Here is a 13,918-nt window from a genome sequence, read left to right on the forward strand (position 1 = left end):
GGCTCCTCTCCACATGTCGGATGCCGGTAAGCGCGTCGCGCGCCCACCGGCTGCCGGCGTTCTTTCGGCATCGGCCGGCCGCTGTCGAGCCTACCCCCGTAAGTACGTGCGCTTTTCCCCGCTATTCCAGACTGCCGGGAGTCTGTCTGATCCGCCTGTCGACCGGGTGAAACGCCATTCGGCACATGAATACGCAGGCGCTCATCTGACCGCTCAATCGGCTCCGGTCACACACGTCCGAGCACGTCCGCCAACACGACCCCACCCCCGCGAAGGCCCGGGTACGGGTGCGGTCTAAAGTGGCGTGGTACGCGCGAGCCTTTACCCGCACTTCACACGGGGATGCACGGGAAGCTCGCTGGGATGTCTCTGTCAGGGGTGTGCGTGACGGCCGTTGAATCCCGTCCTGCGGGGGTAATCGGGACGAGCCAGAGCCCGAGTCACCGGCCGTTCGGGGCCCGTGTCAAGGCGTTCGTGGCGCTGACCAAGCCGCGGATCATCGAGCTTCTGCTGATCACCACCGTTCCGGTGATGTTCCTCGCCGAACAGGGCGTGCCCGATCTGAAGCTGGTGCTGCTGACCTGTGTCGGCGGCTATCTGTCCGCGGGCGGCGCCAACGCGCTGAACATGTACATCGACCGCGACATCGACGCGCTGATGGACCGTACCGCCCAGCGTCCGCTGGTCACCGGAATGGTCTCGCCGCGCGAATGCCTCGCCTTCGGCATCAGCCTCGCGGTGGTCTCGACGCTGCTCTTCGGCCTGACCGTCAACTGGTTCTCGGCCTGGCTCTCCCTCGGCGCGCTCCTCTTCTACGTGGTCGTCTACACGATGATCCTCAAGCGCCGCACCTCGCAGAACATCGTCTGGGGCGGTATCGCCGGCTGTCTGCCGGTGCTGATCGGGTGGTCCGCGGTGACCGATTCGATCTCCTGGGCGCCGGTCATCCTCTTCCTCGTCATGTTCTTCTGGACGCCGCCGCACTACTGGCCGCTGTCCATGAAGGTGAAGGACGACTACGCGCGCGTCGGCGTGCCGATGCTGCCGGTCATCGCCTCCAACAAGGTCGTCGCCAAGCAGATCGTCATCTACAGCTGGGTGATGGTGGTCGTCTCCCTGCTGCTGACCCCGCTGGGCTACACCGGGTGGTTCTACACGGCCGTCGCGCTGCTGGCGGGCGGGATGTGGCTGTGGGAGGCGCACGGGCTGCAGAACCGGGCGAAGGCGGAGGCGACCGGGGGCAAGCTCAAGGAGATGCGGCTGTTCCACTGGTCGATCACCTATGTCTCGGTGCTGTTCCTCGCCGTGGCGGTTGATCCGTTCCTGCGGTGAGCCGTTCGGCGCGGCGCCGGCGTGGCCGCTCGCGCCCCACGCGGCGAAGCCGCACATCGATGCCATCCCGCGCCCTTCGCGGGACATCCCCTTGCGGGACACGTTCCTCTACTGCTCGGTAGCATCGGGGTCATGGCAGACACGCAGCAGGTTGTTGACGCGAAGGCCGAGCGGACCGTGACCCGGCTGGCCGGGCGGATAGGGAACTTCTCCAAGGCGCACGGCGGAGCCGAGGGCCAGGTGGCCTATCTCGGACAGCGCGGGGCGCGGATCGTGCTCGTCGGGGCGGACGGCGAGTGGGGCGACGTGGTCGCGCCGTCCTACGAGATCGCCTCGCGGGCGGTCGAGAAGGCCGGGATCACGGTCCACGAGTCGTTCGACGGCGAGTTCGCGGGCAAGGTGCGGACCGGACCGTACGAATGGTCGAGGATGGCCGGGATCCAGCTCGGCGGTCCCCGCAGCAACACCTGAGCCCGGTTCACCCGTTAGGACTCGTGAGCGGCACGGTGCCTACACGGGGAGCCCGGATGATCGAAACGCCGTCCCTGGTCGACCAGTACTGCCACGGCGTCCTCAGAACGGAGCTGGGCCTCGGCACCTTCGAGGCCCAGCTCGGCCGCACCGAGGGACCGCCCGCGCCGGGCACCACCCTGTTCGACACCCAGACCGGGTTCGCGGTACGCCGCTGGTGTCCGCCCCTGCTCGGCCTGGAACCGCACTGCCCGCCGGCCCGCTACCTGGCCCGGCGCCGCGAACTGGGCGTCCTGGCGGCTGACCGCAGGCTGCTGCGCGGCACCGGCATCACCACGTACCTGGTCGACACCGGACTGCCCGGCGACCTCACCAGCCCGGCCGAGCTGGCCTCGGCCGCGGCGGCCGAGGCCCATGAGATCGTCCGGCTCGAACCGCTGGCCGAACAGGTGGCCGACACCTCCGGCACGGTGGCGTCCTTCCTCGCCAACCTCGCCGAGTCGGTGCACGGCGCCGCCGCCCACGCCGTCGCCTTCACCTCGGTGGCGGGCACCCGGCACGGTCTGGCGCTGGCGCCCGAGCCGCCGGAACCGGGCGCGGTGCGCGGTGCCGCCGGACGCTGGCTGGCCGCCCGGCCGGTCGGCGGCGAGCTGCGCGACCCGGTGCTGCTGCGCCACCTGCTGTGGATCGCGGTCGCCTCCGGACTGCCGCTCCAGTTGCACGCGGGCCTCGGCGAGCCCGGCCCGCACCCCGACCGCACCGACCCGGTGCTGCTCACCGACTTCGTCCGGGCCACCGCCGGCCTCGGCACCGACCTCGTACTGCTGCACGGCTACCCGTACCACCGGCACGCCGCCCACCTGGCCGGTGTCTTCTCCCATGTGTACGCCGACGCGGGCGCCGCCCTGGTGCGCACCGGCGCCCGGGCCGCCACCGTGCTCGCCGAGATCCTGGAGCTGGCCCCCTTCGGCAAGATCCTCTTCTCCAGCGGCGGCCGGGGCCTGCCCGAACTGCACGTCGTGGGCGCCCGGCTGTTCCGCGAGGCGCTCGGCCGGGTGCTCGGCACCTGGGTGACCGAGGGCGCGTGGTGCCCCGGGGACGCGCAGCGGGTGGCGGGAATGATCGCGGCGGGGAACGCGGTGCGGGTGTACGGGCTGGACTGAGCCGGGCGCCTCAGCCGGGCAGCGCCACCGTGAAGTCCACCTCGACGAGCTGCCCCGGGAAGCCGAGCCGGGACACGCCCAGCAGGGTGCTGGCCGAGGTGAAGGCGGCGCCGATGGGCGACGTGGTCAGCCGCTCCCAGGCGGCGCTCAGGTCGGCCCGGTCGTCACTGCGCACGTAGATCACCGACCGGACGACGTCCTCGGGCCGGGCGGCCACCGCCGCCAGCGCGATCCGGGTGTTGGCCACCACCTGGTCGACCTGGGCCACCAGGTCCGCGGCGCCGACCAGCGTGCCCGCGCTGTCCAGCGGACACTGGCCGGCCAGATGGGCCGTCCGCCCGGCCTCCACCACGGTGATGTGGTGGTACCCGGGCGTCTCGTGCAGTTCCCCGGGATTGAGCCGGGTCAGCCTGCCGGTCACCGGAGCCCCGCGACCGGCACGCCGGCGGTGCCGGAGTCCTTGGCCTGCGGCGCGGCGGCCGGGGCCGGCTCCTGCGCTCGTTCGCGCAGTGCCAGCAGCACCCGCAGGACGCCGATCCACACCAGGCACGAGCCGACCATGTGCAGGCCGACCAGGATCTCCGGCAGGTCGGTGAAGTACTGGACGTAGCCGATGGCGCCCTGCCCGAGCAGGATCAGGAACAGGTCACGGGTGCGGGCCAGCGGTCCCTTGGGCGCGTCGACCGCCTTGAGGACGAACCACAGGGCGAAGGTCAGCGTCACCACGATCCAGGCCAGTACGGCGTGTGCCTTGCTGACCGTCTCCCAGTCGAGCGGCATCCGCGGGACCTCGCTGGAGTCGCCCGCGTGCGGGCCAGCGCCGGTGACCACCGTGCCGACCGCGATCAGCAGCACCGCGACGGCGACCAGCACCCACACCAGCTGCTGGATGGCCTTGCCGACCAGGGGCCGGGGGGCCGCGTCGCCCTCCCGGGTGCGCTGCCACATCAGGGTGGCGACCGCGATCAGGGCCGTCGACAGCAGGAAGTGCGCGGCGACCGTGTAGGGGTTGAGGCCGACCAGCACCACGATGCCGCCGAGGATCGCGTTGCCCATCACGACCCAGAACTGGGCCCAGCCCAGCCGGGTCAGCGCGCGCCGGTACGGCTTCTCGGAGCGGGCGGCGATGATCGCCCAGCCGACCGCCGCGCACAGCACGTAGGTCAGCATCCGGTTGCCGAACTCGATGACGCCGTGGAAGCCCATCTCGCTGGTCGTGGTGAGCGACTCGGCGGTGCACTTGGGCCAGGTCGGGCAGCCCAGGCCGGAGCCGGTCAGCCGGACGGCGCCACCGGTGCCGACGATGATCACCGACATCACGAGGGCGGACAGCGCCGACCGCTGGACGGTCCCGGGCCCCGGGGTCCAGCGCGCGGCGATGAAGGCGAGCGGATTGCGCACGGCGGCTGCGACGTCGTCGCGGGTCACGTTTGGCACGCCGTCCATCGTAGGGGGATGCTTGTGCACGCTTTCACGAGGGGTGCCGCCGCCGGGCTACTCCCAGCGGAAGAACTTCCCCGCCGCCGCCAGTCCGGCGACCGCCCAGACGGCGAGGACACCCAGGTCGGCCCAGGGCATCCCGGCGCCGTGCTGGAGCACGTCACGCAGTCCGTCGGAGAGCGCGGAGATGGGCAGCAGACCCAGGACGTCCTGGGCGGCATCCGGGAACTTGTCCAGCGGCACGATCACGCCGCCGCCCACCAGCAGCAGCAGGAAGACCAGGTTGGCGGCGGCCAGCGTCGCCTCCGCCTTCAGCGTGCCCGCCATCAGCAGGCCGAGGCCGGAGAAGGCCGCCGTGCCGAGGATCAGCAGGAGCAGTACGGCGAACGGGTTGCCGTGCGGGGACCAGCCGAGCGCGAGGGCGATCACGGTGAGCAGGACGACCTGGAGCACCTCGGTGACCAGCACGGACAGCGTCTTGGCGGTCATCAGGCCCCAGCGCGGCAGCGGCGCGGACGCCAGCCGCTTCAGCACCCCGTACCGGCGTTCGAAGCCGGTGGCGATGGCCTGGCCGGTGAACGCCGTCGACAGCACGGCCAGCGCCAGGATGCCGGGGGCGAGGAAGTCGACGGCCTCGCCCGCGCCGGTGTCGATGATGTCCACCGAGCTGAACAGCACCAGCAGCAGCGCCGGGATGATCACCGTCAGCAGCAGCTGCTCGCCGTTGCGCAGCAGCAGCTTCGTCTCCAGGACGGCCTGGGCGGCGATCATGCGGCCGAGCGGGGCGGCGCCCGGCTTCGGCGTGTACGTTCCGGTACCGGTCGCCGCGGTCATGAGCGCAGCTCCTTGCCGGTGAGCTCCAGGCTGTGTCCTCCCGGGGGACGCTGTGCCCGATCGCGGCTCCGCCGCGGGCCGGACCCCCGGCCGTGCTCCGTACTGATCGGCGTCATGACCGCAACTCCTTGCCCGTGAGCTCCAGGAAGACGTCCTCCAGGGTGTGCCGTTCCACCGAGATCCGGTCCGGCATCACCCCGTGCTGGGCGCACCACGACGTCACCGTCGCCAGCAGCTGCGGATCGATCTTGCCGGCCACCCGGTACGCGCCCGGCGTCAGCTCGGCCGCCGAGGAGTCCGCCGGCAGCGCCTTGAGCAGGCTCGCCACGTCCAGTCCCGGGCGGCCGGTGAAGCGCAGGGTGTTCTCGGCGCCGCCGCGGCACAGCTCCTCGGGCGAGCCCTGGGCGATCACCCGGCCCGCGTCGATGATCGCGACGTCGTCGGCGAGCTGCTCGGCCTCGTCCATGTGGTGGGTGGTGAGGATCACGGAGACGCCGTCGGTGCGCAGGTCCCGGACCAGATCCCAGGTGGCCCGGCGGGCCTGCGGGTCCAGGCCGGCCGTCGGCTCGTCCAGGAAGACCAGCTCAGGCCGGCCGACCACGGCCATCGCCAGCGCGAGCCGCTGCTGCTGGCCGCCGGAGAGCCGGCGGTAGGACGTGCGGCCGCAGGAGCCGAGGCCGAGGCGCTCGATCAGGGCCGGCACGTCCAGCGGGTGCGCGTGCAGCTTCGCGACGTGGCGCAGCATCTCGTCGGCCCGGGCGCCGGAGTAGACACCGCCGGACTGGAGCATCACCCCGACCCGGGGCCGCAGCTCACCCGACTGGCGCAGCGGGTCGAGGCCCAGGACGCGTACCGTGCCGGAATCCGGCTTCCGGTACCCCTCGCAGGTCTCGACCGTGGTCGTCTTGCCCGCTCCGTTGGGACCGAGGACGGCGGTCACACCCGCCCGGGCCACCAGGTCGAGGCCGTCCACCGCGGTCTTCGTGCCGTACCGCTTCACCAGGGCCTGGACCTGGACCACGGGCTCGCTTCGCATGGGTCACGAGTCTAGGTACGGCGGCGGCGGCCCAGGCGCCGGGGTGCGCGGTCCCTCGCGCACGGGCCCCGCGGCGGGCTCCTCCCGGGGCCGGTGCAGCGGCAGCCACCGCTCCGCGTAGGCCACCGCGTCCGCCACCGGGAACAGCCGCGCCCCGGCCGCGCCCACCGTGCCGCGTACGACCGGCCGGTCCCGTTCGAAGTCGTGCCCCAGTTCGTCGAACCGGTCCGAGGTGATCGACACCTCCGTCACCCGCTCCCAGCCGTACGGACCGGGCCGGCCCACTTCGACCAGCGGCGCGGGAATGCGGTACTCGGCCAGGTGGAAGGCGGTGCAGGAGTCGTAGCCGGCGCCCAGCAGCAGGACCCGGGCGCCGAGCCGCTCCAGCGTGGCCAGGGGGCTGCGGGTGCCGAGCCGGCAGTCGGTGGCGTGGTCCGCGACGACCTCGGCGGCGCCTGGGCCGACGGCCGCGAACGAGGTCTGCGGGTGCGCGCTGCGCAGGGCGCCCGGCCAGGTCCGCACCGTCTCCGGGACCACGCCGACACCGCGGGTGGGGGTGGTGCGGGGGTCGTACGGGGGCATGGCGCTGCGGATCGTGGGCCACCACTCCTCGGGCACCGGCGGGTTCTCCCACAGCGCCGGGTCGGAGAGGTCGGCGGTCTGGGTCGGTACGACCAGGGTGCCGTCCGGACCCAGCGCGTCCAGCAGGCCCTGGACCACCGCCACGGCGCCGCCGCACACCCAGCCGAGGGCGCGCAGGGACGAGTGGACCAGCAGCGTCTCGCCGGACCGCACGCCCAGCGCGCGCAGCCCGCCGGCGAGAGTGCCGCGGGTGACGAGTGGGCCGGTGGGAGGGGGTGTGGGCATGCTGGCGAGTGTCCCCGAGCCGGGCCGGGTGCGCTACCGTTTTGATCGATCAAAGATCGTTTCCGCAGGTCAGATTAGGTAAGCCTAAGTGACGCACAGCACCGTCGGGTCGTGCGGACGCGGCTTGCCGGGGCTCAAGGAATTACGCAACAATGGCGTTGTGAAATACGTCGGCGAGGCACCCCAGCAGGAGGAGCTCGCGACCGGGGAGCGGTCCACCCGCAACCGGGTCGCGCGGTCCATCCTGGACCACGGGCCGTCGACCGTCGCCGAGCTGGCCGGCCGCCTCGGCCTCACCCACGCCGCGGTCCGCCGCCACCTCGACGCGCTGACCGGGGACAACGTGGTGGAGCCCCGCGACCGCCGGGTCTACGGCGCGCGCACCCGCGGCCGGCCCGCGAAGGCGTTCGCGCTGACCGACTGCGGCCGGGACGCCTTCGACCAGTCCTACGACAAGCTCGCCGTGGACGCGCTGCGCTGGATCGCGGAGCGTGAGGGCGGGGAGCAGGCGGTCGCCGCCTTCGCCCGCGCCCGGATCGCCGCCCAGGGCGGTACGTACCGCAAGGCCGTCGAGGCGGCGCCCCCCGAGCGCCGGGCGGAAGCGCTGGCCAAGGCCCTGAGCGCGGACGGGTACGCTGCCACGGCGCGCAGCGCGCCCCACCCCCAGCAGGGTGAGCAGCTCTGCCAGCACCACTGCCCGGTGGCGCACGCCGCCGAGAAGTTTCCGCAGCTGTGCGAGGCCGAGACGGAATTTTTCGCCGAGCTGCTCGGTACGCACGTACAGCGGCTGGCGACCATCGCGCACGGCGACGGCGTCTGCACGACGTTCATTCCGAAGACTTCCAAGACCACCGACAACGCATCCGCCAGCACGGCCGGGAGGAACCCCGCATGACGCTCCCCACGGAGACCGCCCACCCCGAGCTCGAGGGCCTGGGCAAGTACGAATACGGCTGGGCCGACTCCGACACGGCCGGCGCCGCTGCCAAGCGCGGTATCAACGAGGACGTCGTCCGCGACATCTCCGCGAAGAAGTCCGAGCCGGAGTGGATGACCAAGCTCCGCCTCAAGGGCCTGAAGCTGTTCGAGAAGAAGCCCATGCCGAACTGGGGCTCGGACCTCTCCGGCATCGACTTCGACAACATCAAGTACTTCGTGCGCTCCACGGAGAAGCAGGCGGAGTCCTGGGAGGACCTGCCCGAGGACATCAAGAACACGTACGACAAGCTCGGCATCCCCGAGGCGGAGAAGCAGCGCCTCGTCGCGGGCGTCGCGGCCCAGTACGAGTCCGAGGTCGTCTACCACCAGATCCGCGAGGACCTGGAGGAGCAGGGCGTCATCTTCCTGGACACCGACACCGCGCTGAAGGAGCACCCGGAGCTCTTCAAGGAGTACTTCGGCACCGTCATCCCGGTCGGCGACAACAAGTTCGCGTCGCTGAACAGCGCCGTGTGGTCCGGCGGCTCCTTCATCTACGTGCCGAAGAACGTGCACGTGGAGATCCCGCTCCAGGCCTACTTCCGGATCAACACCGAGAACATGGGCCAGTTCGAGCGGACCCTGATCATCGTCGACGAGGGTGCCTACGTGCACTACGTCGAGGGCTGCACCGCGCCGATCTACAAGTCGGACTCGCTGCACTCCGCGGTGGTCGAGATCATCGTCAAGAAGAACGCCCGCTGCCGGTACACGACCATCCAGAACTGGTCGAACAACGTCTACAACCTGGTCACCAAGCGCGCCGTGGCGTACGAGGGCGCGACCATGGAGTGGATCGACGGCAACATCGGCTCCAAGGTCACGATGAAGTACCCGGCCGTCTACCTGATGGGCGAGCACGCCAAGGGCGAGACCCTGTCCATCGCCTTCGCGGGCGAGGGCCAGCACCAGGACGCCGGCGCCAAGATGGTCCACATGGCCCCGAACACGTCCTCGAACATCGTCTCCAAGTCGGTGGCGCGCGGCGGCGGCCGTACCTCCTACCGGGGCCTGATCGAGATCGGCGAGGGCGCCCCGGGCGCCAAGTCCAACGTGCTGTGCGACGCTCTGCTGGTCGACACGATCTCCCGCTCGGACACCTACCCCTACGTGGACGTCCGCGAGGACGACGTGTCCATGGGCCACGAGGCGACCGTCTCCAAGGTCTCCGAGGACCAGCTCTTCTACCTGATGAGCCGCGGTCTGACCGAGTTCGAGGCGATGGCGATGATCGTGCGCGGCTTCGTCGAGCCGATCGCCAAGGAACTGCCGATGGAGTACGCCCTCGAACTCAACCGGCTGATCGAGCTCCAGATGGAAGGCGCGGTCGGCTGACCCCCTCCCGCGCCCCTGAAGCCCCTTACGTAACGGAAAGCGAGCACTACGACAGCCATGGCTGAGGCTCAGAACATCCCGGTGGGAAGCACCACCGCCGGTGCGATCGCGGTGGCCGCCGAGGCCGACTCGACCGTCGCCACCCGCATGAGCGCGCCCCCGTCCTTCGACGTGGCCGACTTCCCGGTCCCGCACGGCCGGGAGGAGGAGTGGCGGTTCACCCCGCTGGAGCGGCTGCGCGGCCTGCACGACGGCACCGCCACCGGCACCGGCGAGGGCCTGAAGGCCGACATCGAGGCCCCCGAGGGCGTCGTCGTCGAGACCGTCGGCCGCGACGACGCGCGGCTCGGCCGGGCCGGCGTGCCGGTGGACCGGGTCGCCGCCCAGGCGTACTCGGCGTTCGAGCGGGCCACGGTCATCACCGTCCCCAAGGAGACGGTGCTCACCGAGCCGATCCGGATCGCCGTGCACGGCCAGGGCGGGGTCGCCTACGCCCACCAGGTGATCGAGCTGGGCGCGTTCGCCGAGGCCGTGGTCGTCATCGACCACACCGGCGACGCGGTGCTCGCCGCCAATGTCGACTACGTCCTCGGTGACGGCGCCAAGCTCACCGTCGTCTCCGTCCAGGACTGGACCGACAAGGCCGTCCACGTGGCCCAGCACAACACGCTGATCGGCCGCGACGCCTCCTTCAAGTCGGTCGTCGTCACCTTCGGCGGCGACGTGGTCCGCCTGCACCCGCGGGTGAAGTACGCCGGCCCCGGCGGCGAGGCCGAGCTGTTCGGCCTCTACTTCACCGACCGGGGTCAGCACCAGGAGCACCGCCTCCTGGTCGACCACAACGTGCCGCACTGCAAGTCCAACGTCGTCTACAAGGGCGCGCTCCAGGGCGACGACGCGCACGCGGTGTGGATCGGCGACGTGCTCATCGAGGCCAAGGCCGAGGGCACCGACACCTACGAGATGAACCGCAACCTCGTCCTCACCGACGGCGCCCGGGTCGACTCGGTCCCCAACCTGGAGATCGAGACCGGCGAGATCGTCGGCGCCGGCCACGCCAGCGCCACCGGCCGCTTCGACGACGAGCAGCTCTTCTACCTGATGGCCCGCGGCATCCCCGAGCTGGACGCCCGCCGCCTGGTGGTGCGCGGCTTCTTCGCCGAGCTGGTCCAGCAGATCGGTGTCCCGGACATCGAGGAGCGCCTGATCACCAAGATCGAGCAGGAGCTGGAGGCGTCGGTCGCATGACCTTCGTACGCGTCTGTGGAGTCGGCGAGCTGGAGGAGGACACCCCCAAGCGGGTGGAACTCGACGGCACGCCGGTCTCCGTCGTGCGCACCGAGGGCGACGTCTTCGCGATCAGCGACATCTGCTCGCACGCGAACGTCTCCCTCGCCGAGGGCGAGGTCGACGACTGCCACATCGAGTGCTGGCTGCACGGCTCGCGCTTCGACCTGCGCTCCGGCAAACCCGACAGTCTTCCGGCGACGCGCCCCGTCCCCGTATATCCCGTAAAGATCGAAGGGGACGACGTGCTCGTCTCCCTCACCCAGGAGTCCTGAGGCACCCATGGCAACGCTTGAAATCCGAGACCTGCACGTCACCGTCGAGGCCGACAACGCCACGAAGGAGATCCTCAAGGGTGTCGACCTGACCGTGAAGCAGGGCGAGACGCACGCCATCATGGGCCCCAACGGCTCCGGCAAGTCGACCCTCGCCTACTCCCTCGCGGGTCACCCCAAGTACACGATCACCGGCGGCACCGTCACCCTCGACGGCGAGGACGTCATCGAGATGTCCGTCGACGAGCGGGCCCGCGCCGGTCTGTTCCTCGCCATGCAGTACCCGGTCGAGGTCCCCGGCGTCTCGGTCTCCAACTTCCTGCGCACCTCCGCCACCGCCGTCCGCGGCGAGGCCCCCAAGCTGCGCACCTGGGTGAAGGAGGTCAAGGAGGCCATGGAGCGCCTCAACATGGACCCCGCCTTCGCCGAGCGCAACGTCAACGAGGGCTTCTCCGGCGGTGAGAAGAAGCGCCACGAGATCCTCCAGCTCGAACTGCTCAAGCCGAAGGTCGCGATCCTCGACGAGACCGACTCCGGCCTGGACGTCGACGCCCTGCGCGTCGTGTCCGAGGGCGTCAACCGGGTCCGCGAGACCGGCGAGGTCGGCACGCTGCTGATCACGCACTACACGCGCATCCTGCGCTACATCAAGCCCGACCAGGTCCACGTGTTCTCGAACGGCCGCATCGTCGAGTCCGGCGGCGCCGAGCTCGCCGACAAGCTGGAGGAAGAGGGCTACGAGGCATACACGAAGGGTGGCGCATCCGCGTGACACAGCTGCCGGGCCTCCTCGCTGAGTCCAATCTTTTGGGCGAGGCGATCCGCAAGGACTTCCCCATCCTGGACCGCCGGGTCCACGACGGCCGGAAGCTCGTCTACCTGGACAACGCGGCGACCTCGCAGAAGCCGCGTCAGGTGCTCGACGCTCTCAGTGAGTACTACGAGAGCTACAACGCCAACGTCCACCGTGGCGTGCACGTCCTCGCCGAGGAGGCCACGGCGCTGTACGAGGGCGCCCGCGACAAGGTCGCGGAGTTCATCAACGCGCCCTCGCGCGACGAGGTGATCTTCACCAAGAACGCCTCCGAGTCGCTCAACCTGGTCGCCAACATGCTGGGCTGGGCCGACGAGCCCTACCGGGTGGACTCCGACACCGAGATCGTCATCACGGAGATGGAGCACCACTCCAACATCGTGCCGTGGCAGCTGCTCGCGCAGCGCACCGGCGCGAAGCTCCGCTGGTTCGGCCTGACCGACGACGGCCGCCTGGACCTGTCGAACATCGAGGAGGTCATCACGGAGCAGACGAAGATCGTCTCCTTCGTGCTGGTCTCCAACATCCTCGGCACCCAGAACCCGGTCGAGGCGATCGTCCGCCGCGCCCAGGAGGTCGGCGCGCTCGTCTGCATCGACGCCTCCCAGGCCGCGCCGCACATGCCGCTGGACGTCCAGGCCCTCCAGGCCGACTTCGTGGCCTTCACCGGCCACAAGATGTGCGGCCCGACCGGCATCGGCGTGCTGTGGGGCCGCCAGGAACTCCTGGAGGACCTGCCCCCGTTCCTCGGCGGCGGCGAGATGATCGAGACGGTGTCGATGCACTCCTCGACCTACGCGCCCGCCCCGCACAAGTTCGAGGCGGGCACGCCCCCGATCGCCCAGGCGATCGGCCTCGGCGCGGCGATCGACTACCTCAACTCGATCGGCATGGAGAAGATCCACGCCCATGAGCAGGCCCTGACCGAGTACGCGGTCAAGCGTCTGCTGGAGGTCCCCGACCTGCGCATCATCGGCCCCACCACGGCCGAGGACCGCGGCGCCGCGATCTCCTTCACGCTCGGCGACATCCACCCGCACGACGTGGGCCAGGTCCTCGACGAGCAGGGCATCGCGGTCCGGGTCGGCCACCACTGCGCCCGGCCGGTCTGCCTGCGCTACGGAATTCCTGCGACCACCCGAGCGTCGTTCTATCTGTACTCCTCGCCGACCGAGATCGACGCCCTGGTCGACGGCCTGGAGCACGTACGGAACTTCTTCGGATGAGGGGCTGAGGCGTGAAGCTGGACTCCATGTACCAGGAAGTCATCCTGGACCACTACAAGCACCCGCACGGGCGCGGTCTGCGCGATGGCGACGCCGAGGTACACCACGTGAACCCGACGTGCGGCGACGAGATCACCCTCCGAGTGAAGTACGACGGCACCACGATCCAGGACGTCTCCTACGAGGGCCAGGGCTGTTCCATCAGCCAGGCCTCGGCCTCCGTGCTGAACGACCTGCTGGTCGGCAAGGACCTGACCGACGCGCAGAAGATCCAGGAGACCTTCCTGGAGCTGATGCAGTCCAAGGGCAAGCTGGAGCCCGACGACGCGATGGAAGAGGTCCTGGAGGACGCCGTCGCGTTCGCCGGAGTGTCGAAGTACCCCGCCCGGGTGAAGTGCGCCCTCCTGAGCTGGATGGCGTGGAAGGACGCGACGGCCCAGGCACTGGACGGCGCCGACGCCGAAAGGAAGACGGCATGACCGAGACCGTTGAGATGAAGCCGGCCTCCGAGGAGGAGGTCCGCGAGGCCCTGCTGGACGTCGTCGACCCCGAACTGGGCATCGACGTCGTCAACCTGGGCCTGATCTACGGCGTCCACATCGACGACGCGAACATCGCGACCATCGACATGACCCTGACCTCGGCGGCGTGTCCGCTGACCGACGTCATCGAGGACCAGGCCAAGTCCGCCACCGACGGCCTGGTCAGCGAGTTGCGCATCAACTGGGTGTGGATGCCGCCGTGGGGCCCCGACAAGATCACGGACGACGGGCGGGAGCAGCTCCGCGCGCTCGGCTTCAACGTCTGACCGGTGGTTTCGCGCTGACGGCCCCGGTGATCACCGGGGCCGTCAGCCGTTC

General features: G+C 70.4%; 16 protein-coding genes. 11 read left to right on the forward strand and 5 right to left on the reverse strand.

Features of this window, described 5'->3' with window-relative positions:
- Positions 1–378 precede the first annotated feature (378 nt).
- The 3 genes from AB0G32_RS10275 to AB0G32_RS10285 all read left to right on the forward strand — a co-directional run bounded on the left by AB0G32_RS10275 (position 379) and on the right by AB0G32_RS10285 (position 2,966).
- Complete coding sequence (locus AB0G32_RS10275) at positions 379–1,332, forward strand: heme o synthase (protein WP_361161155.1); 954 nt, start codon at positions 379–381, stop codon at positions 1,330–1,332.
- Between the two features lie 132 nt (positions 1,333–1,464).
- Complete coding sequence (locus tag AB0G32_RS10280) at positions 1,465–1,803, forward strand: hypothetical protein (RefSeq protein WP_361160991.1); 339 nt, start codon at positions 1,465–1,467, stop codon at positions 1,801–1,803.
- A 56-nt stretch (positions 1,804–1,859) separates the two neighbouring features.
- Complete coding sequence (locus AB0G32_RS10285) at positions 1,860–2,966, forward strand: amidohydrolase family protein (RefSeq protein ID WP_361160994.1); 1,107 nt, start codon at positions 1,860–1,862, stop codon at positions 2,964–2,966.
- 10 nt (positions 2,967–2,976) lie between these two features.
- Here AB0G32_RS10285 and AB0G32_RS10290 read toward each other — a convergent pair whose 3' ends face one another.
- From AB0G32_RS10290 to AB0G32_RS10310, 5 genes are all read right to left on the reverse strand, one after another.
- Entirely contained in the window at positions 2,977–3,387 is a 411-nt protein-coding gene (locus tag AB0G32_RS10290; RefSeq protein ID WP_361160996.1) for a RidA family protein, read from the reverse strand.
- The gene (locus AB0G32_RS10295) at positions 3,384–4,412 is read right to left on the reverse strand and encodes a COX15/CtaA family protein (protein WP_361160999.1); all 1,029 of its coding nucleotides are present in this window, start codon (positions 4,410–4,412) and stop codon (positions 3,384–3,386) included. The genes AB0G32_RS10290 and AB0G32_RS10295 overlap by 4 nt, the downstream gene beginning before the upstream one ends.
- A gap of 48 nt (positions 4,413–4,460) precedes the next feature.
- On the reverse strand, positions 4,461–5,240 hold the full coding sequence (locus AB0G32_RS10300; RefSeq protein ID WP_361161002.1) for an ABC transporter permease: 780 nt from the start codon (positions 5,238–5,240) through the stop codon (positions 4,461–4,463).
- Positions 5,241–5,352: 112 nt separating this feature from the next.
- A complete protein-coding gene (locus tag AB0G32_RS10305) occupies positions 5,353–6,276 on the reverse strand; it encodes an ABC transporter ATP-binding protein (RefSeq protein WP_361161005.1) in 924 nt (307 codons plus the stop codon).
- Between the two features lie 3 nt (positions 6,277–6,279).
- Positions 6,280–7,143: an AAC(3) family N-acetyltransferase gene (locus AB0G32_RS10310; RefSeq protein ID WP_361161009.1), complete on the reverse strand. Its 864-nt coding sequence runs from the start codon at positions 7,141–7,143 to the stop codon at positions 6,280–6,282.
- Positions 7,144–7,303: 160 nt separating this feature from the next.
- On the opposite strand from AB0G32_RS10310, the gene AB0G32_RS10315 reads away from it, so the two are divergent.
- From AB0G32_RS10315 to AB0G32_RS10350, 8 genes are read left to right on the forward strand one after another with little or no spacing between them, the layout of a single operon-like run.
- Complete coding sequence (locus AB0G32_RS10315; RefSeq protein ID WP_361161011.1) at positions 7,304–8,038, forward strand: ArsR family transcriptional regulator; 735 nt, start codon at positions 7,304–7,306, stop codon at positions 8,036–8,038.
- Positions 8,035–9,456: a Fe-S cluster assembly protein SufB gene (sufB, locus tag AB0G32_RS10320; RefSeq protein ID WP_361161014.1), complete on the forward strand. Its 1,422-nt coding sequence runs from the start codon at positions 8,035–8,037 to the stop codon at positions 9,454–9,456. Before AB0G32_RS10315 ends, sufB begins: the two co-directional genes overlap by 4 nt.
- A 57-nt stretch (positions 9,457–9,513) precedes the next feature.
- Complete coding sequence (sufD, locus tag AB0G32_RS10325) at positions 9,514–10,704, forward strand: Fe-S cluster assembly protein SufD (RefSeq protein ID WP_361161017.1); 1,191 nt, start codon at positions 9,514–9,516, stop codon at positions 10,702–10,704.
- Positions 10,701–11,018: a non-heme iron oxygenase ferredoxin subunit gene (locus tag AB0G32_RS10330; RefSeq protein ID WP_361161020.1), complete on the forward strand. Its 318-nt coding sequence runs from the start codon at positions 10,701–10,703 to the stop codon at positions 11,016–11,018. The genes sufD and AB0G32_RS10330 overlap by 4 nt, the downstream gene beginning before the upstream one ends.
- Before the next feature lie 7 nt (positions 11,019–11,025).
- Positions 11,026–11,790, forward strand: a complete 765-nt coding sequence (sufC, locus tag AB0G32_RS10335) for a Fe-S cluster assembly ATPase SufC (protein WP_361161023.1) — start codon at positions 11,026–11,028, stop codon at positions 11,788–11,790.
- Positions 11,787–13,058 (forward strand): cysteine desulfurase, encoded by a 1,272-nt coding sequence (locus AB0G32_RS10340; RefSeq protein ID WP_361161026.1) that lies wholly within the window; start codon positions 11,787–11,789, stop codon positions 13,056–13,058. Before sufC ends, AB0G32_RS10340 begins: the two co-directional genes overlap by 4 nt.
- Positions 13,059–13,069: 11 nt before the next feature.
- A complete protein-coding gene (gene sufU / locus AB0G32_RS10345) occupies positions 13,070–13,537 on the forward strand; it encodes a Fe-S cluster assembly sulfur transfer protein SufU (RefSeq protein WP_361161028.1) in 468 nt (155 codons plus the stop codon).
- Positions 13,534–13,866, forward strand: a complete 333-nt coding sequence (locus tag AB0G32_RS10350) for a metal-sulfur cluster assembly factor (RefSeq protein ID WP_064727279.1) — start codon at positions 13,534–13,536, stop codon at positions 13,864–13,866. The genes sufU and AB0G32_RS10350 overlap by 4 nt, the downstream gene beginning before the upstream one ends.
- The last annotated feature ends 52 nt before the right edge of the window (positions 13,867–13,918 follow it).

The sequence above is a fragment of the Streptomyces sp. NPDC023723 genome (genome assembly GCF_040639815.1).
In the GTDB taxonomy this organism is placed as follows: Bacteria; Actinomycetota; Actinomycetes; order Streptomycetales; family Streptomycetaceae; genus Streptomyces.